We start from the raw sequence: 16,819 nt of genomic DNA on the forward strand, positions 1-16,819 counted from the left end.
GTCCCAACGCGGCGCGCGCTCTCTGAGAGGAGAGAACATGACTGCCAAACCGACCACGCTGCCGCAGCGTGCGCATTTCTCGTCCGGTCCCTGCGCCAAGCGCCCGGGCTGGAGCCCCGAACAGCTCGACACCGCTTCGCTTGGCCGCTCGCACCGCTCCAAGCTGGGCAAGGCGCGCCTGAAGCACGCCATCGATCTCACCCGCAAGATTTTGGGCGTGCCCGACACGCACCGCATCGGCATCGTGCCCGCCAGCGACACCGGCGCCTATGAAATGGCGATGTGGACCATGCTGGGCGCCCGCCCGGTCACGGCGCTGGCCTGGGAATCGTTCGGCGAAGGCTGGGTCACCGATGCCGCCAAGCAGCTGAAATTGAACCCGACCGTCATCACCGCCCCCTATGGCGAGCTGCCCGATCTGGCCGCTGTGGACTTCACCAACGACGTGCTGTTCACCGCCAACGGCACAACATCGGGCGTGCGCGTGCCCGATTACGACTGGATCCCCGCCACCCGCGAAGGCCTGACCTTCGCCGATGCCACCTCCGCCGTGTTCGCGCAGGACGTGGATTGGGACAAGGTCGATGTCCTCACCTACAGCTGGCAGAAGGTGCTGGGCGGCGAAGGCGGCCACGGCGTGCTCATCCTCGGCCCCCGCGCCGTCGAACGGCTGGAAACCCACACCCCGGCCTGGCCGCTGCCCAAGATCTTCCGCCTCGTCTCCAAGGGCAAGCTGACCGAAAGCATCTTCGTCGGCGAAACCATCAACACGCCCTCCATGCTGGCGGTCGAGGATTATATCGACGCGCTGGAATGGGCCGACAGCCTGGGCGGCCTCGATGCCCTCAAGGCCCGCGCCAACGCCAACGCCGCCGCGCTCGACGCCTGGGTGCAGGCGACGCCCCATGTCGAGCATCTGGCCAAGGACCCGGCCTCGCGCTCCAACACCAGTGTCTGCCTCGTCCTCCCCGGCCTCGCCGAAGACAAGGTGAAGGCAATCGTGTCGCTCCTCGAAAAGGAAAAGGCCGCCTACGACATCGGCGCCTATCGCGACGCGCCGGCGGGCTTGCGCATCTGGTGCGGCGCCACCGTCGACACCGCCGACATCGTGGCGCTGACCCACTGGCTCGACTGGGCCTACGCGCAAGTCACGGCCTGACCTCAACTCCCCTCCCGTTCGCGGGAGGGGTCGGGGGTGGGAATAACCCGCCCAATCCCACACATATCGGGTGGCAAAACCCACCCCTAACCCCTCCCGCCAGAGGGAGGGGAACTGGAGACTCCCCATGCCTCGCGTTCTCATCTCCGATCAAATGTCCCCCAAGGCCGCCGAGATCTTCCGCGCCCGCGGCATCGAGGTCGATGAAATCACCGGCCTGTCGAAAGACGAGCTGATCAAGATCATCGGCCAATATGACGGCCTCGCCATCCGTTCCTCCACCAAGGTGACCAAGGATGTGCTCGCCGCCGCCACCAATCTGAAGGTCGTCGGCCGCGCCGGCATCGGGGTGGACAATGTCGATATCCCGGCCGCCTCGTCGCGCGGTGTCGTCGTGATGAACACGCCGTTTGGCAACTCGATCACCACCGCCGAACATGCCATCGCCCTGATGTTCGCGCTGGCCCGCCAGCTCCCCGAAGCCGATGCCTCCACCCAGGCCGGCAAGTGGGAAAAGAACCGCTTCATGGGCGTTGAAGTGACGGCGAAAACGCTGGGCCTGATCGGCGCCGGCAACATCGGCAGCATCGTTGCCGATCGCGCCCTCGGCCTCAAAATGAAGGTGATCGCCTATGATCCCTTCCTCACCCCGGAACGCGCCGAGCATATGGGCGTCACCAAGGTGACGCTCGATGAACTGCTCGCCCAAGCCGATTTCATCAGCCTGCACACGCCGCTGACCGACAGCACGCGCAACATCCTGTCCCGCGAAAATCTGCTGAAGTGCAAGCCCGGCATCCGCATCGTCAATTGCGCCCGTGGCGGCCTGATCGACGAAGCGGCGCTGAAGGAACTGCTCGACAGCGGCCACATCGCCGGCGCCGCCTTGGACGTGTTTGCCGAGGAACCTGCCAAGTCGAGCCCGCTGTTTGGCACGCCCAATTTCGTCTCGACGCCGCACCTTGGCGCCAGCACCGACGAAGCCCAGGTCAATGTCGCCATCCAGGTCGCCGAACAGCTGTCGGACTTCCTGCTCACCGGCGGCGTCACCAACGCGCTCAACATGCCGTCGCTCAGCGCCGAAGAGGCCCCGCGCCTCAAGCCCTACATGGCGCTGGCCGAACGGCTGGGCAGCCTCGTCGGCCAGCTCGACAAGGATGGCATCAAGTCCGTCCGCATCGAGGTGGAAGGCGCCGCCGCCCAGCTCAACATCAAGCCGATCACGGCAGCCGTGCTGGCCGGCCTGATGCGCGTGCACAGCGACACGGTGAACATGGTCAACGCCCCCTATCTCGCCCGCGAGCGCGAGATCGAGATCGCCGAAGTCCGCCACGAGCGTGACACCGATTACAACACGCTGCTGCGCGTGACGGTGCACACCGCCAATGGCCCGCGCACGGTGGCGGGCACCCTGTTCGGCATGTCGAAGCCGCGCCTGACCGAGATTTTCGGCATCACCGTCGAAGCCGATCTCGCCGGCGACATGCTCTACATCGTCAACGAAGACAAACCGGGCTTCATCGGCCGCCTCGGCAGCGCGCTGGGCAGCGCCGGGGTCAACATCGGCACCTTCCACCTCGGCCGCCGCGACGCCGGTGGCGAGGCGGTGCTGCTGCTCTCGGTCGACAATGCCATCCCCGATGCGCTGCTCACCGACATCCGGGCCCTGCCCGGCGTGAAGGTCGCCAGCGCCCTGCACTTCGTCTGAACGAACATCCTCCCCCTCTGGGGGAGGTGCCGAGCAGCGCGAGGCGGAGGGGGCCGCACCCGCGCCGCCACACCCAGCCACGCCCCCATCTTGCCCCCCCTCCCCCAACCGGCTAACCCCCACGCCATGAACATCCCCGGTCTCCTTCCCGAAGGCCTGCGCGATTCTCTGCCGCCCCAGGCGCAGGCGCTGGCCAGCCTGGTGCGCACCCTCACCGATGTCTGCGGCGCCCATGGCTATGAACGGGTGGCACCGCCGCTGATCGAATATGAGAGCAGCCTGGCCAGCGGCAGCAGCCGCGAACGGCTGCGCTTCACCGATCCGGTCAGCCAGCAAACGCTGGCGCTGCGGTCCGACATCACGGGCCAGGTCGGCCGCATCGCCGTCACCCGCCTCGCCCAGCAGGCCCGGCCGCTGCGGCTGATGTATGCCGGCCAGGTGCTGCGCGTGCGCGGCGATCAACTCTCCCCCGAACGCGAACGCACCCAGGCCGGCGCCGAACTCATCGGCAGCGATGGCCCCGCCGCGGCCGCCGAATTGCTGCAACTGGCCATCGCCGCGCTCGCCACCGCCGGCGTCACCGGCCTCAGCGTCGATCTCACCATGCCCACGCTGGTCGCCGATCTGGCCGCCGCCGGCTGGCCGCTTGGCCGCGCCAGCCTCGCCCAGGTGCAGGCGCTGCTCGACGGCAAGGATGTCGGCGCGCTGAAATCGCTGGGCGCCGATGCCTTCGTGCCGCTGATCGCCGCCGCCGGCCCGGCCCCGGCCGCCATCATCGCCTTGCGCCAGCTTGATCTGCCCGATGCCATATTGGCCCGCCTCGATGCCATCGCCGCGCTCGCCGCCGGGCTGGATGGCGTGGCCGTCACCCTCGATCCCACCGAACGCCACGGCTTTGAATATCAAACCTGGCTCGGCTTCTCGCTGTTTGGCGCTGGCCTTGCCGCCGAACTGGGCCGCGGCGGCGCCTATCTCGTGCCGCGCCCCGATGGCACCCAGGAACCGGCCATCGGCTTCTCGCTCTATGTTGATGGCCTGGTTGATCTCGGCCTCGGTGTCGAACTGCAGCGCCGCATCCTGCTGCCGCTTGGCACGCCGGCTGCCGAGGCTGCCGCCCTGCGCGGGGAAGGCTGGATCACGGTCGCCGCACTTGATGCCGAAACCGGCGCCGCCGCGCTCCATTGCAGCCACATCTGGCAATCCGGCCAGGCGGTCCCGGCATGAGCTGGACGCTCCAGTTCCGCGTCAACCGCGCCGAGGCCGAAAATCTGCCCGATCTCTTTGATCTGATGGATGATCCCCCCACGCTGAACGTGGAGGAACCCGATCCGGCCAAACCCGACGATTGGCTGCTCACCGCCTATTTTGCCGATCAGCCTGAGGCCGCGACGGTTGACCGGATCGTGGCGCTCTTCCCGTCGGCCAGCAGCGTTGCCCTCACCGAACTGGAAGAGGCGGACTGGGCAACCCTGTCCCAGCGCGGGCTGGAGCCGGTGCGCGCCGGCCGCTTCATCGTCCACACCGCCGATCATGCCGATGCCGTGCGCCTGGGCGATTGGGGTCTCAGGATCGAAGCCGGTCTCGCCTTTGGCACCGGCCAGCATGCCACCACCCACGGCTGCCTCAAGGCACTGGTGCGGCTGGGCAAGCAGCGGCGCTTTCACAACATCGCCGATATCGGCACCGGCACCGGTGTGCTGGCCATGGCCGCCCAGCGCCAGCACCGCAGCGCCCGCTGCATCGCCAGCGACATTGATCCCATTGCCATCGACGTCACCCGCGAGAATATGGCGCTGAACCATTTTGTCGCAGGTACATGCGCTGCACGCATGGCAACGGCCACAGCGCCGGGCCTTTCGGCCCCGGCGCTGCGGTCACGTGCTGCATATGATCTCGTGCTCGCCAACATATTGGCGCCGCCGCTGATTGCGCTTGCGCGCGATCTGTCGGCGGTTATTGCGCCCGGCGGGGTGCTGGTGATGGCGGGGCTGCTCTTGCCTCAGCAACGCGCCGTCGCCAACGCCTATCGCCGGCACGGGTTGGTGCCGGCGGGCGCTGTGGATTGGCAGGCCGAATGGCCCACACTGGTCCTGACGAAAAAACGGGTGTGATGCCCGCAGCTTCGCCGTTCCAACGCTGATTACAGCGCGTGGAACAGACGGGCTTCCACCACAGCCGGCGTCAACACTACGCGACGCTTGCGGATGGGCAGGGGGCGAACCGGGGCCAGAACATCCGACACCGGGACAGCGCGCACCTGCGGTTCAAATTCAGTCGATACGACCTTCATTGGTACGCTCCTGTTTGATCAACCGGGCCAATTCCCGGCTGACAGGAGCCGTAATAAGACTGTCACACGCCTTTGTGCAGTGCAGCAGATTCGGCATCAGCCATGCATTCAATGCATGGATTACAGCCGCTCAACCCTCCGCTTGCGCCGCCGCCACCAGCGCCAGCCAGCCATCCTCGTCAACCACCTGAATTCCAAGGGCTTGCGCCTTGGCCAGCTTGGAACCCGCCCCCGGCCCCGCCACCAGCAGGCTGGTCTTTGACGACACACTGCCCGATGTCTTCGCCCCCAACAGCTCGGCCTGCGCCTCGGCCTCCTCGCGGGTGAATTTCTCCAGGCTGCCGGTGAACACGATGGTCTTGCCGGAAAGCCCGGTCTGCTTCACCTCCGGCAACGGCTGCGGCGACACCTCGGCCAGCAGCGCCGCCAGCGTCGCCTGGTTGTGCGGCTCGGCAAAGAAATCGATCAGCGCCTCGGCCACCACCGCGCCGATGCCGTTCACCGCGGTCAGCCGGTTCACCGCCTCCGCATCCATCGCCGCCGCCTGCACCGCCTCGGCCGATTTGAATGCCCGCGCCAGATCGCGCGCCGTCACCTCCCCCACATGCCGGATGCCGAGCGCGAACAGGAAGCGGTCCAGGCTCACCTGCCGCCGCTCGTCAATGGCCGCCAGCAGCTTGTCGACCGATTTGTCCTTGAAGCCCGGCAGTGCCAGCAGCCGCTCCCGCTCCAGCCGGAACAGCGATGCCGGCCCATCGATCAGCCCTGCGGCTGCGAACAGCTCCAGCCGCTCCGTGCCCAGCCCCTCGATGTCAAAGGCGTTGCGGCTCACGAAATGCCGCAACCGCTCGTGCCGCTGCGCCGGGCAGGTCAACCCGCCGGTGCAGCGCCGCACCGCCTCATCCTCCTCACGCACCGCCGTCGATCCACATGCCGGGCAATGATCGGGAAACACGAAGGCCGGCCCACGCGGAGCGTCACCGGGCACCACCCCCAGCACCTGCGGGATCACGTCGCCGGCGCGCTGCACCCGCACCCGGTCGCCCACCCGCACGTCCAGCCGGGCAATCTCATCCTCATTGTGCAGCGTGGCGTTGGTCACCACCACGCCGCCCACCGTCACCGCCGCCAGCCGCGCCACCGGAGTCAGCGCGCCGGTGCGGCCCACCTGGATGTCGATCGCCTCCAGCGTGGTTTCGGCCTGTTCGGCCGGGAACTTGTGCGCGACCGCCCAGCGCGGAGACCGCGCCACCTGGCCCAGCCGCTCCTGCCAGTCCAGCCGCTCCACCTTGTAGACAACGCCGTCGATATCGAATGGCAACTCGGCCCGCCGCCGCTCCAGATCGGCAGTGAAGGCCAGACACTGCGCCATGCTGGCATCGCCCAGCGCATAGGCGCCGGTGTCAAAGCCCCAATCGCCAATCGCTGCCATCACCGCGCTCTGGGTCGCGCCCGGCAGGCTGGTCATCTCGCCCCAGCCGTGTACGATGAAAGCCAAGGGCCGCGCCGCTGACACGGCCGGATCGAGCTGCCGCAGGCTGCCCGCCGCCGCGTTCCTGGGGTTGGCAAAGATCTTCGCCCCGGCCTGCGCCTGCCGCTCGTTCAGCGCGGCAAAGCCGGCCTTGGTCATATAGACCTCGCCGCGGATTTCGGTCACCGCCGGCGCGGTTTCGGGCACGCGGTGCGCAAGGCCGGTCACCGCGGCCAGGTTGGCGGTCACCTCCTCGCCCACCGCGCCATCGCCGCGGGTCGCCCCGTGCACCAGCCGCCCGCCTTCAAACCGCAGCGCGCAGCTCAGCCCGTCAATCTTGGCCTCCGCCCGGAAGCGCACATCCGCATCATCGGGCAGGTTCAGGAACCGCCGCACGCGGGCGGCAAATTCCATCGCCTCGTCATCGCTGAACACATTGTCCAGGCTCAGCATCGGCCGGCTGTGGCTGATCTTGCCAAAGCCCGCCGCCGGCTTGGCGCCCACCCGGAAACTCGGCGAATCCGCCCGCACCAGATCGGGAAAGGCAGCCTCAATCGCCGCATTGCGCTGCACCAACGCATCATAGTCGGCGTCTGAAATCTTCGGCGCATCCTCTTGATAATAGGCCGCACTGTGCTGCGCGATGGCCTCGGCCAGGCGGGCCAGTTCGGCAGCGGCCTCAGCCTCGGTCAAGGCGGCAACGGGCAGATCGTGCGTCATGCCGCATCCTTATCAGCCCGGCGATGTGGCTGCATCCCCCCTTTCGCCGCTGCCGCTTATTGCCTAAGCGGTTGGGGTCATGAGTATCTGGGCAACCCTGGCCGGCACGGCGCTGGGCCTGATCGTCGGCGGCCCGCTGGGCGCGCTGGCCGGGGCAGCGGCTGGTGGTGCCGTGGATGGCCTGCGCGCCCGCCGGCCGGAACGGGTGCAGGAACGCCGCCGCGTCGCCTTCACCATCGCCGCCATCGCCCTCGCTGCCAAGATGGCCCGCGCCGATGGCGAAGCCACCGCCGCCGAATTCGCCACCTTCCAGCGCCTGTTCCATGTCGAGCCCAAGGAGGCCACCAACGCCCGCCGCTTCTATGACATGGCCAAGGCCTCCATCGCCGGTTTCGAAGCCTATGCCGCGCAAGCCGCCGATCTGCTCGGCCCCGGCTCGCCCACGCTGGAAGATCTGCTCGATGCGCTCTGGCTGATCGCGGCGGTCGATGGCTATCACGACGCCGAACTCGAATTTCTCGACACAGTCGGCCAGCGGCTGGGCTTTGACGATGCCGCCCGCGCCCGCATCCGCCGCCGCCATGTCAGCCCGGCCGCCGATGATCCCTGGGCCATCCTGGGCATCGAACCGGGCGTCGATGCCGCCGCCATCCGCGCCGCCTATCACGGCCTCGTCAAACGCTATCACCCCGATCGCGCGCTGGCCGAGGGCGTGCCGAATGAATTCATCCGGGTCGCCGAAACCCGCATGGCCGAAATCAACGCTGCCTATGATCAACTCACCGGGAGGCGCCGGTGAAACCGCTGCATCTGTTCATGATTCTGGCCATCGATGTGGTGTGGGGCTTCAACGTCGTCGCCGTGAAGGAAGGCGTGATGTCGGCCGGGCCGATGGTGGCGGTGCTGCTGCGCTACACGGTTTCCACCCTGGTCTGCCTGCCGTTCATCCGCTGGCTGCCGGGCCGCATGGGGCTGGTCCTGCTCACCGGCTTCATCGCCGGTGCGCTGTTCATGTCGCTGGGCGGTCTGTCGTTCGCGTTGGCCGACAATCTGTCGGCCCTGTCGATCGTCGGCCAGCTCGGCGTGCCGTTCAGCCTGATCCTGGCGGTGATCTTCATGAAGGAGGAAATCCGCTGGCCGCGCATCATCGCCATCGCCATCTGTTTCCTGGGCGTGGTGGTGATGGGCTTTGATCCGGCCATCGCCCACGAACGGGTCGGCATCCTGCTCACCGCCGGCGCTTCGCTGTGCTGGGCCATCGGCAATCTGCTGTTCCGCCATCTGAAGGGCGTTCCGGTGCTGGTCATCCACGGCTGGCTGGGCATCGTGTCCATCCCGATCATGCTGGCGCTGGCGGCCCTGTTCGAACCGGCAAAGCTCGCCGCCATCCCGGATCTGCCGCTCAGCACCTGGGGCTGGGTCGCCTATTCCGGCATCATGTCCAGCATCGTCGGCCATGGCGGCATGACCTGGCTGTTCCAGCGCTATCCGGTGGCCGTCGTCTCGCCGCTCACCCTGCCCACCCCATTGATTTCGGTGATGGTTGCCGTCGCCGTTTATGAAACACCAATCACCGGGCAGATGCTCGTCGGCGGCCTCCTCACCCTGGTGGGCGTCACCATCATCACCATCCGCACCGCCCAGCGGCGCGACAGCGACATGCCGGCTGAACCGCTATGACCATCATCGAACGCCCCAGCCCCAATTTCGGCGACCGGCTGCTGCCGATCGGTATCATCGTGCTGCATTACACCGGCATGCGCAGCGCCGCCGAAGCCATCGACTGGCTGGCCAACCCGGCCTCCGGCGTTTCGGCCCATTATGTCGTCGCCGAAGACGGCACAGTGCTGCGCATGGTCGATGAAGCCAAACGCGCCTGGCACGCCGGGCGCAGCTGGTGGCGCGGCATCACCGATGTCAACAGCGCCAGCATCGGGATCGAGATCGTCAACCCCGGCCATGAATTCGGCTATGTGCCCTTCCCCGCCGCCCAGATGGACGCGGTCCATGCCCTGGTGGCCGACATTGCCGCCCGCCACGCCATCGCGCCCGCCAACGTGATCGGCCACAGCGACATCGCCCCCACCCGCAAGGAGGATCCGGGCGAGCTGTTCGACTGGCCGCGCCTTGCCCGCGCCGGCCTGGTGGCCGCGCCCAGGCCGTGCATGGACCCCAACTGGACCGACCCCGGCTTTCTGGCCGCGCTGGGCCGCTATGGCTATGACATCACCGCGCCTCAGGAAGCCGTGATCGCCTTCCAGCGCCACCACCGCCCCGCCCGGTTTGACGGCGTGATCGATCCCGAAACCCGCACCATCCTCAAGGGCTTGCTGCTGGCGGAAGGCCTCTAAACAAAAAACCGGCCGGTGCCCGAGGGGGAGCACCGGCCGGAAGTGGTCCGCGGGTGGCCCAACAGGGGGGAAGGCCACCGCAATCAGCGGGATGCCGGCGGGTCCGCCGGCGGGCGAGACGACAAATGGGGGGCGTCGTCTCGACCCCGTCTTCATGGCAAGCCTTGACCAACATTGCAAGGATGTAATGTTTGGTGCGACAAATCTCGCCGGCCCGGAGTCACACGGCGCCGGGCCGGCGCGCGCCCAGCGGCAGATCATGGCCGCCGAAATCCAGAGTCGATTTCGAAATCACCTCGCCGAGCGCGTCGACAATCACCCGCAACCGCCGCTTGTCGGTGGCAAAGGTCAGGCGGAAGGTGCCGAAATCCTCGTCCACCCCGGCTTCCACCCACGACGTGATGAGGCGTCCGGCCAGCATCGGCTGCACCTGTTCGGGCAGCAGCTTCAGCCCTTCGGCAATCACTTCGGCTGGCACGGTGAACGCCTGGCCATTGGCTTCAATCTCGATCATGTCGCGGCGATGGCGCGAATCGCCGGGAAATGCCATGGGGCAAATGCGATCACGTCGTCGGGCGGCCGCGTCGGGAGCAATCCCGCCGAGGAAAGTCCGGGCTCCACGGAACGCGGTGCCGGGTAACACCCGGCGGCATTGGCTTTGGCCAGTGTCAGGGACAGTGCCACAGAGAAGAGACCGCCGATGGTCCCGGATCATATCCGGGAGACAGGCAAGGGTGAAACGGTGCGGCAAGAGCGCACCGCGCGATGGGCAACCAAAGCGGCACGGCAAACCCCACCGGGAGCAAGACCGAATAGGGATGGCGCGCAGGGCTTTGGCGCTGCAGGGCAGGAACCGGCCCAGCCATCCGGGTTGGTTGCTGGAGGCGGCGGGCAACCGCCGTCCGAGAGGAATGGTCGCCCAGGGGGCATGAGCCCCTGGACAGAACCCGGCTTACAGACGGCGTGATCGCATCACACAGGCCCACCCGGCGCCCAACCCGGCGGTGCCAGGGTGAAACCGGCAAAGTCAAAGCCCGGCGCCACAATGCAACTCACCAGCGCCCAGCCGTACGGCGCTTCGGCGGCCTGCCAATGGCCGGCGCCAATGCAGGCCTGCGGCGCGTGCCCGGCGGCAATCTCCGGGCCCAGCATCGTCCATGCCGGTGCCGCTGCGGCGTCGGCGGCCTCGCCCAGGCGCAACGGGCTGCCGGCGTGCCAGCACCAGAACTCGGTGGCATCCATCCGGTGCCAGTGCGATCGCTGGCCGGCCTCCAGCAGGAAATAGATGGCCGTCACCACGGCGCGGCCAGGCCCGGCCACCCGATGGGTCTCGCGATACCAGCCGCCTTCCGGATGAACGGAAAGGCCCAGCGCCTCGATCAGGCGCCGGGCCTCCGCATCATCCGTCATCGCAATGCTCAGGCGGCCTTGTTGGTCACCATCAGGCGCACGGGTTCCTTGGTGCCGGCAACGACATCCTTGTCCACCTGCACCTCTTCAACACCCTCAAGGCCGGGCAGATCGAACATGGTGTCGAGCAGGATGCCCTCCATGATCGAGCGCAGGCCACGCGCGCCGGTCTTGCGCTCGATGGCGCGCTTGGCCACGGCCGACAGCGCATCCGGGGTGAAGGTCAGCTTCACGCCCTCCATCTCGAACAGGCGGGCATATTGCTTCACCAGCGCGTTCTTCGGCTCGGTCAGGATCTTCACCAGCGCCGGCTCGTCCAGATCCTCAAGCGTGGCGATCACCGGCAGACGGCCGATGAATTCGGGGATCAGGCCAAAGCGCAGCAGATCTTCCGGCTCGCACTTGCGCAGCAATTCGCCCACGCGGCGCTCGTCGGGCGCGGCCACATGCGCGCCAAAGCCCATGCCGCGGCCCTGCATGCGGTCACCGATGATCCGGTCCAGCCCGCTGAAGGCGCCGCCACAGATGAACAGGATGTTGGTCGTGTCCACCTGCAGGAATTCCTGCTGTGGATGCTTGCGCCCGCCCTGCGGCGGCACGGAGGCGGTGGTGCCTTCCATGATCTTCAACAGAGCCTGCTGCACGCCTTCGCCCGACACGTCGCGGGTGATCGACGGGTTGTCGGCCTTGCGGGAAATCTTGTCGATTTCATCGATGTAAACGATGCCGCGCTGGGCCCGTTCCACATTGTAATCGCTGGCCTGCAACAGCTTCAGGATGATGTTCTCCACATCCTCGCCCACATAACCGGCTTCGGTCAGCGTGGTCGCATCGGCCATGGTGAACGGCACATCCAGGATGCGCGCCAGCGTCTGCGCCAGCAGCGTCTTGCCGCAACCGGTCGGGCCAACCAGCAGGATGTTGGACTTGGCCAGTTCCACTTCGGCACCCTTGCCGCCGTGGTTCAGCCGCTTGTAATGGTTGTGCACGGCCACCGACAGCACGCGCTTGGCGTGGAACTGGCCGATCACATAATCATCCAGCACCTTGCAGATCTCGCGCGGCGTCGGCACGTCGCCGGATTTCTTCACCAGCGCCGTCTTGGTCTCTTCGCGGATGATGTCGTTGCACAGCTCCACGCATTCATCGCAGATGAACACGGTCGGACCGGCAATCAGCTTCCTGACCTCATGCTGGCTCTTGCCGCAGAAGCTGCAGTAAAGCGTGCCCTTGCTGTCGCTGCCGCCCAGCTTGGTCATGACAATCCTTCCTCGTGCCGGCCCAGCCCACCGGCATCAACAAACCACCCGCCAGCACCGCCTGCACGGCCACCGGCCAATCAGTGTAGCGAGATTCGGGCCGTGCCCGCAAGGGCGAGCAACGGCTTTCTTGTCGCGTCTTGTTCGAAACCGATGCAATTGGCCGCGAAAACGGCGCAACTCATCAGGCGGCCAGCGAATCGCCCTCGGTCGGCACCGGGCGCTTTTCCATCACCGCATCCACCAGGCCGAACTCCATCGCCTCTTCCGCGCTCATGAACTTGTCGCGCTCCATGGCCCGCTCGATCGTCTCCAGATCCTTGCCGGTATGCTTCACATACAGGCCATTGAGGATGCTGCGGATGCGCAGGATCTCGCGCGCCTGGATCTCGATGTCGGTGGCCTGGCCCTGTGCCCCGCCCGACGGCTGGTGCACCATGATGCGGGCGTTCTTCAGCGCCACGCGCTTGCCGGGCGTGCCGGCGGCCAACAGGAAGCTGCCCATCGATGCCGCCTGGCCCACGCACACCGTCGCCACATCGGGGCGGATATATTGCATCGTGTCGTAAATCGCCATGCCGCTGGTGATCACCCCGCCCGGCGAGTTGATGTACATATAGATGTCCTTCTTCGGATTTTCCGATTCCAGGAACAGCAGCTGCGCCACGATCAGCGAGGCCATATTGTCTTCCACCGGCCCGTTCACGAACACGATGCGATCGCGCAGCAGGCGCGAATAAATGTCAAAGCTCCGCTCACCGCGGTTGGAGCTTTCGATAACAATGGGCACAAGAGCGGCGGTCGGATTGATCATGACATTCTCCTTCACATCGCCCTAGTTCGGACGTTTGCCGCCCAAGTTCAAGGGGGGCCGCCGGCGGCGCGGCAAAACAGCCGGGGATAAGCCCAAAGGCAAAGGGCCCCGCCGGTGCTGCCGGCGGGGCCCTTCGTGCATCGCAATCAAGCGGATCAGGCGCTCTTCTTGGTCGCCTTCTTCGGCTTGGCCGGGGCTTCGGCCTCGGCAGCCGGCTCGGCATCGGCCTTCTTGGCAGCCGCCTTCTTGGCCGGGGCCTTCTTCACCGGTTCGGCAGCGGCTTCGGCGGCCGGCTCTTCGGCCTTGGCCTTCTTGGCAGCGGCCTTCTTGGCCGGCTTGGCCGGGGCATGGTCATGATCATGTTCGCAATCCGGGCCATGCACATGACCGGCCGGCGATTCGTCTTCGCTGGCGATGGCGGCTTCCAGCTCTTCGCGGGTCACGGCGCGTTCAGTGATCGCGGCCTTGCCGATCAGATAATCCACCACCTTGTCTTCATAAAGCGGCGCGCGCAGCTGCATGGCGGCCATGGCGTTCTCCTGGAAGAACTTCACCACCTTCTGCTGTTCGGCCGGGGCATAGCGGGCGGCTTCCTGGCCGATCAGGCGGTTCATTTCCGCCTGGGACACGGTGACACCACCGCGCTGGCCGATCTCCGACAGCAGCAGGCCCAGGCGCACGCGGCGCACGGCAATGCGGCGATAATCCTCGCGCTCGGCTTCGATCTCGGCCTTGGCGGCGGCGGGATCGGCTTCACGGGCGGCTTCGGCTTCCAGCGTCTGCCAGATCTGGTCGAACTCGGCATCAACCATGGATACCGGCACGTCGAAATCATGGCGCGAAGCCAGCGTGTCGAGCAGCTTGCGCTTCAAATGGGTGCGCGACAGGCCGCCCAGCTCCGCATCCAGCTGATCCTTCAGGATTTCCTTCAGCGCGTCCAGGCTGTCGAGGCCAAAGCCCTTGGCGAATTCGTCATCGATCTTGGTCTCGGCCGGCACTTCCACGGCCTGCACGGTGATGGCGAATTCGGCCGGCTTACCGGCCAGGTTGGCGGCGCCATAATCTTCGGGGAAGGTCACCAGAATCGTGCGCTGTTCGTTGGCCTTGGCGCCCACCAGCTGGTCTTCAAAGCCGGGGATCAGCTGGCCGCTGCCGATCTTCACCCGCATGCCTTCGCCGGTGCCACCGTCAAATTTCACGCCGTCCACGGTGCCTTCATAATCGATCACCACCGTGTCGCCGGTCTTGGCCTTGTGCTTGGCCGGGGCCGGCTCGGTGCGCTGGGCCGATTCGGCCAGGCGGGCGAGCGCCGCGTCCATGGCGGCATCGTCGGCCGGCACCACCAGCTTTTCCAGCGCCAGATCATCGATCTTCACATCATCAATGGTCGGCAGGATTTCCAGGCTCACGGTGAAGCGGGCATCGCCATCATCCGGCAGCTCGCCATCCACATCCACCTGCGGCTGGGTCGCCGGGCGCAGGCCATTGCTGCTGATCACCTGGTTCACGCCATCGTTCAGCGCGTCCTGCAGGGCTTCGCCGCGCAGGGCGGCGCCGTGCATCTTCTTCACCAGATTGGCCGGCACCTTGCCCGGGCGGAAGCCCGGCATGCGGATCGTCTTCGACACTTCGGCCAGACGGGTTTCCACCCGCGCGGCAATCGCTTCGGCCGGGATCACCAGCGAATAAGCGCGGCGCAGGCCCTGGTTGGTGATTTCGGCAATCTGCATCGAACAACCCGTCTCTTCAAAGTTTGCGTTTGCGAAAATGGCGACGCCCCATCGCGGGCGGCAGCGGTTGGTGCGGGCGAAGGGACTCGAACCCCCACGTCTTGCGACACCGGAACCTAAATCCGGCGCGTCTACCAATTCCGCCACGCCCGCACCCGGGGCACGAAGCGCTGGCCTATAGCAGCCTGCCCGTGATGTGCAAGGCTGCACGCCCACAGGCCCAAATGCGAAGCGGGCGCCGGTGGTTTCGGCGCCCGCGCGGGAAACTCGGGTAACGGCAGCAACGGTCAGGCGCGTGCCACGGACCACACCGTGCCGGCAAAACTGGCGATCACCAGCGCCGTGACCGACAGCGCCAGCCGGGTGCGCTTCTGCGGCGTGCCGATGAAGCGCTGGATCATCGGATGATCGCTGCGGCCGGCCGTGGCCCAGGCCATCAGGGCAATCCACAGCGCGAAGGAAAACAGCGACACCACATTCAGCATGGCGAGCAGATGCTTGTCAGGGTGATGGTTCACATAAGCGATGGCGGCCGGCAAGAAATTGAAAACACACAGGAAGACAAAGCCTCCCCAAAACAGCCACATCGCAGTTGCCGAAGCAAACATCATAGCGTCCTCCCCCGCAGCAGGCACGGTCACTCGCTGGAACGGGCCGGGACCCCACCGACTCGTCTTGCAGGCGGATATTTAGCATCTGTTAACGAATTGGCAAGATAAATTTATGCCGTTTTGCAGTTTCAAAACGCGATTCCGTCGCATTTCGCAACCATAACGGATGGGTTCAGGGCATCAGCCAGGCGCGCAGCAACCACGCCACCGCACCCACCACGGCCACGCCGCCAACCCACAGGGCAACAAACCACATCAGGCGCTGGCGCAATACCGGTTCAGGCATAGCCTTCCGCCCCGACCTTGCCGCCGAACAGCCAATAGCCATAGGCGGTGTAACACAGGATCACCGGCAGCAGCACGCCCACGCCCACCAGCATGAAGGCCTGCGCATTGGCCGCTGTGGCCGCCTGCCAGATCGTCACCTGCCCCGGCACCGCCCAGGGAAAGATCGAGACGCCCAGGCCCATGAAGGTCAGCAGGAACAGCAGTTCGGCCAGCACGAACGGCGCCACCTCCGCCCTTCGCCGCAGCGCCCGGATGAACAGCAGCGCCGTCACCCCCACCAGCAGCGGCACCGGCGCCGAATAATAAAGGCCCGGCGCCTCGAACCAGCGGCTGAAATAATCATGGTTCAGGAACGGTGTCGCCAGGCTCACCGCGCCGATGGCGGCGATGCTGGCCGCGCCGGCCTGGCCTGCCATGCGATAGGCATGATCCTGCACGCCGCCTTCCGTCCGCCAGATCAGCCAGCACGCGCCCAGCAGGGCATAGGCTGCCACCACCGACACGCCGGTGAGCAGCGAGAAGGGCGACAGCCAATCCCACCAGCCGCCGGCATAGCTGCGGCCCGCCACCTTCACCCCCTGCAGCACCGCCCCCAGGATCACGCCCTGCGCAAAGGCCGCCAGGGTGGAGCCGGCGAAAAAGGCGAAATCCCACAGCCAGATGCGGCTGGTGCGCGCCCGGTATTTGAACGCCACGCCGCGAAAGATCAGGCCCAGCAGCATGGCAATCAGCGGCGCATACACCGCCGGCATCAGGATCGCATAGGCCAGCGGAAAGGCGGCAAACACCCCGCCACCGCCCAGCACCAGCCAGGTCTGGTTCGCGTCCCACACCGGCTTGATGGTGGCGATGGCGGTCTCGCGCTCGCCGCCCGGCGCCAGCACCGGAAACAGGATGCCAATGCCCAGATCAAAGCCATCGGTGACGACATAGATGAAGATGGCGATACCGATGATGCCGGCCCAGATAAGGGTCAGCGTCGGATCAGGCGCGATGCCGGGCACCATC

At 66.5% G+C, this 16,819-nt stretch carries 17 protein-coding genes, 1 tRNA gene and 1 other RNA gene; 8 read left to right on the forward strand and 11 right to left on the reverse strand.

Going from position 1 to position 16,819, the window contains the following annotated elements; genetic code table 11:
- Positions 1–37: 37 nt before the first annotated feature.
- From CHU93_RS09155 to CHU93_RS09170, 4 genes are all read left to right on the forward strand, one after another.
- On the forward strand, positions 38–1,159 hold the full coding sequence (locus CHU93_RS09155) for a phosphoserine transaminase (protein WP_094473784.1): 1,122 nt from the start codon (positions 38–40) through the stop codon (positions 1,157–1,159).
- Positions 1,160–1,286: 127 nt separating this feature from the next.
- Positions 1,287–2,867, forward strand: coding sequence for a phosphoglycerate dehydrogenase (gene serA, locus CHU93_RS09160; protein WP_094473785.1), 1,581 nt, complete (start codon positions 1,287–1,289; stop codon positions 2,865–2,867).
- A 126-nt stretch (positions 2,868–2,993) separates the two neighbouring features.
- A complete protein-coding gene (locus tag CHU93_RS09165; protein ID WP_094473786.1) occupies positions 2,994–4,091 on the forward strand; it encodes an ATP phosphoribosyltransferase regulatory subunit in 1,098 nt (365 codons plus the stop codon).
- Positions 4,088–4,978, forward strand: coding sequence for a 50S ribosomal protein L11 methyltransferase (locus CHU93_RS09170; protein WP_094473787.1), 891 nt, complete (start codon positions 4,088–4,090; stop codon positions 4,976–4,978). The genes CHU93_RS09165 and CHU93_RS09170 overlap by 4 nt, the downstream gene beginning before the upstream one ends.
- A gap of 29 nt (positions 4,979–5,007) precedes the next feature.
- Here the strand turns inward: CHU93_RS09170 and CHU93_RS17550 are convergent, their stop codons facing one another.
- The gene (locus CHU93_RS17550; protein ID WP_165768675.1) at positions 5,008–5,157 is read right to left on the reverse strand and encodes a hypothetical protein; all 150 of its coding nucleotides are present in this window, start codon (positions 5,155–5,157) and stop codon (positions 5,008–5,010) included.
- Positions 5,158–5,287: 130 nt separating this feature from the next.
- The gene (gene ligA / locus CHU93_RS09175; protein ID WP_165768676.1) at positions 5,288–7,348 is read right to left on the reverse strand and encodes an NAD-dependent DNA ligase LigA; all 2,061 of its coding nucleotides are present in this window, start codon (positions 7,346–7,348) and stop codon (positions 5,288–5,290) included.
- A 79-nt stretch (positions 7,349–7,427) separates the two neighbouring features.
- On the opposite strand from ligA, the gene CHU93_RS09180 reads away from it, so the two are divergent.
- From CHU93_RS09180 to CHU93_RS09190, 3 genes are read left to right on the forward strand one after another with little or no spacing between them, the layout of a single operon-like run.
- The gene (locus CHU93_RS09180) at positions 7,428–8,147 is read left to right on the forward strand and encodes a J domain-containing protein (protein ID WP_086116656.1); all 720 of its coding nucleotides are present in this window, start codon (positions 7,428–7,430) and stop codon (positions 8,145–8,147) included.
- A complete protein-coding gene (locus tag CHU93_RS09185; RefSeq protein ID WP_094473788.1) occupies positions 8,144–9,028 on the forward strand; it encodes a DMT family transporter in 885 nt (294 codons plus the stop codon). The genes CHU93_RS09180 and CHU93_RS09185 overlap by 4 nt, the downstream gene beginning before the upstream one ends.
- The gene (locus CHU93_RS09190) at positions 9,025–9,699 is read left to right on the forward strand and encodes an N-acetylmuramoyl-L-alanine amidase (RefSeq protein ID WP_094473789.1); all 675 of its coding nucleotides are present in this window, start codon (positions 9,025–9,027) and stop codon (positions 9,697–9,699) included. Before CHU93_RS09185 ends, CHU93_RS09190 begins: the two co-directional genes overlap by 4 nt.
- Positions 9,700–9,919: 220 nt before the next feature.
- On the opposite strand, the gene CHU93_RS09195 is transcribed toward CHU93_RS09190, so the two are convergent.
- Positions 9,920–10,213 (reverse strand): DUF6522 family protein, encoded by a 294-nt coding sequence (locus tag CHU93_RS09195; protein ID WP_133064362.1) that lies wholly within the window; start codon positions 10,211–10,213, stop codon positions 9,920–9,922.
- A 49-nt stretch (positions 10,214–10,262) separates the two neighbouring features.
- Here CHU93_RS09195 and rnpB point away from each other — a divergent pair.
- Positions 10,263–10,670, forward strand: an RNA gene (rnpB, locus tag CHU93_RS09200) — RNase P RNA component class A.
- 1 nt (position 10,671) lies between these two features.
- Here rnpB and CHU93_RS09205 read toward each other — a convergent pair.
- The 8 genes from CHU93_RS09205 to cydB form a co-directional block, all read right to left on the reverse strand.
- A complete protein-coding gene (locus tag CHU93_RS09205) occupies positions 10,672–11,109 on the reverse strand; it encodes a cupin domain-containing protein (RefSeq protein ID WP_094473791.1) in 438 nt (145 codons plus the stop codon).
- Positions 11,110–11,117: 8 nt separating this feature from the next.
- Positions 11,118–12,368, reverse strand: coding sequence for an ATP-dependent Clp protease ATP-binding subunit ClpX (gene clpX / locus CHU93_RS09210; RefSeq protein WP_094473792.1), 1,251 nt, complete (start codon positions 12,366–12,368; stop codon positions 11,118–11,120).
- Between the two features lie 184 nt (positions 12,369–12,552).
- The gene (gene clpP / locus CHU93_RS09215) at positions 12,553–13,182 is read right to left on the reverse strand and encodes an ATP-dependent Clp endopeptidase proteolytic subunit ClpP (protein WP_094473828.1); all 630 of its coding nucleotides are present in this window, start codon (positions 13,180–13,182) and stop codon (positions 12,553–12,555) included.
- 155 nt (positions 13,183–13,337) lie between these two features.
- Positions 13,338–14,912: a trigger factor gene (tig, locus tag CHU93_RS09220; protein ID WP_094473793.1), complete on the reverse strand. Its 1,575-nt coding sequence runs from the start codon at positions 14,910–14,912 to the stop codon at positions 13,338–13,340.
- 68 nt (positions 14,913–14,980) lie between these two features.
- Positions 14,981–15,065: transfer RNA gene (locus tag CHU93_RS09225), tRNA-Leu, on the reverse strand.
- Positions 15,066–15,199: 134 nt separating this feature from the next.
- Entirely contained in the window at positions 15,200–15,523 is a 324-nt protein-coding gene (locus tag CHU93_RS09230) for a superinfection immunity protein (protein WP_106408485.1), read from the reverse strand.
- A 172-nt stretch (positions 15,524–15,695) separates the two neighbouring features.
- A complete protein-coding gene (locus CHU93_RS17745; protein ID WP_207759259.1) occupies positions 15,696–15,809 on the reverse strand; it encodes a DUF2474 domain-containing protein in 114 nt (37 codons plus the stop codon).
- Positions 15,802–16,818, reverse strand: a complete 1,017-nt coding sequence (gene cydB, locus CHU93_RS09235; RefSeq protein WP_094473795.1) for a cytochrome d ubiquinol oxidase subunit II — start codon at positions 16,816–16,818, stop codon at positions 15,802–15,804. Before cydB ends, CHU93_RS17745 begins: the two co-directional genes overlap by 8 nt.
- Position 16,819 lies beyond the last annotated feature (1 nt).

The sequence above is a fragment of the Sandarakinorhabdus cyanobacteriorum genome (assembly GCF_002251755.1).
Classification (GTDB): Bacteria; Pseudomonadota; Alphaproteobacteria; order Sphingomonadales; family Sphingomonadaceae; genus Sandarakinorhabdus; species Sandarakinorhabdus cyanobacteriorum.

Excerpts from the sequence above, each read along its gene's own strand:
- CHU93_RS09155 (WP_094473784.1), top strand. The coding sequence starts at position 38 with ATGACTGCCAAACCGACCACGCTGCCGCAGCGTGCGCATTTCTCGTCC.
- serA (WP_094473785.1), top strand. The coding sequence starts at position 1,287 with ATGCCTCGCGTTCTCATCTCCGATCAAATGTCCCCCAAGGCCGCCGAG.
- CHU93_RS09165 (WP_094473786.1), top strand. The coding sequence starts at position 2,994 with ATGAACATCCCCGGTCTCCTTCCCGAAGGCCTGCGCGATTCTCTGCCG.
- CHU93_RS09170 (WP_094473787.1), top strand. The coding sequence starts at position 4,088 with ATGAGCTGGACGCTCCAGTTCCGCGTCAACCGCGCCGAGGCCGAAAAT.
- CHU93_RS17550 (WP_165768675.1), bottom strand. The coding sequence starts at position 5,157 with ATGAAGGTCGTATCGACTGAATTTGAACCGCAGGTGCGCGCTGTCCCG.
- ligA (WP_165768676.1), bottom strand. The coding sequence starts at position 7,348 with ATGACGCACGATCTGCCCGTTGCCGCCTTGACCGAGGCTGAGGCCGCT.
- CHU93_RS09180 (WP_086116656.1), top strand. The coding sequence starts at position 7,428 with ATGAGTATCTGGGCAACCCTGGCCGGCACGGCGCTGGGCCTGATCGTC.
- CHU93_RS09190 (WP_094473789.1), top strand. The coding sequence starts at position 9,025 with ATGACCATCATCGAACGCCCCAGCCCCAATTTCGGCGACCGGCTGCTG.
- CHU93_RS09195 (WP_133064362.1), bottom strand. The coding sequence starts at position 10,213 with ATGATCGAGATTGAAGCCAATGGCCAGGCGTTCACCGTGCCAGCCGAA.
- CHU93_RS09205 (WP_094473791.1), bottom strand. The coding sequence starts at position 11,109 with ATGACGGATGATGCGGAGGCCCGGCGCCTGATCGAGGCGCTGGGCCTT.
- clpX (WP_094473792.1), bottom strand. The coding sequence starts at position 12,368 with ATGACCAAGCTGGGCGGCAGCGACAGCAAGGGCACGCTTTACTGCAGC.
- clpP (WP_094473828.1), bottom strand. The coding sequence starts at position 13,182 with ATGATCAATCCGACCGCCGCTCTTGTGCCCATTGTTATCGAAAGCTCC.
- tig (WP_094473793.1), bottom strand. The coding sequence starts at position 14,912 with ATGCAGATTGCCGAAATCACCAACCAGGGCCTGCGCCGCGCTTATTCG.
- CHU93_RS09230 (WP_106408485.1), bottom strand. The coding sequence starts at position 15,523 with ATGATGTTTGCTTCGGCAACTGCGATGTGGCTGTTTTGGGGAGGCTTT.
- CHU93_RS17745 (WP_207759259.1), bottom strand. The coding sequence starts at position 15,809 with ATGCCTGAACCGGTATTGCGCCAGCGCCTGATGTGGTTTGTTGCCCTG.
- cydB (WP_094473795.1), bottom strand. The coding sequence starts at position 16,818 with ATGGTGCCCGGCATCGCGCCTGATCCGACGCTGACCCTTATCTGGGCC.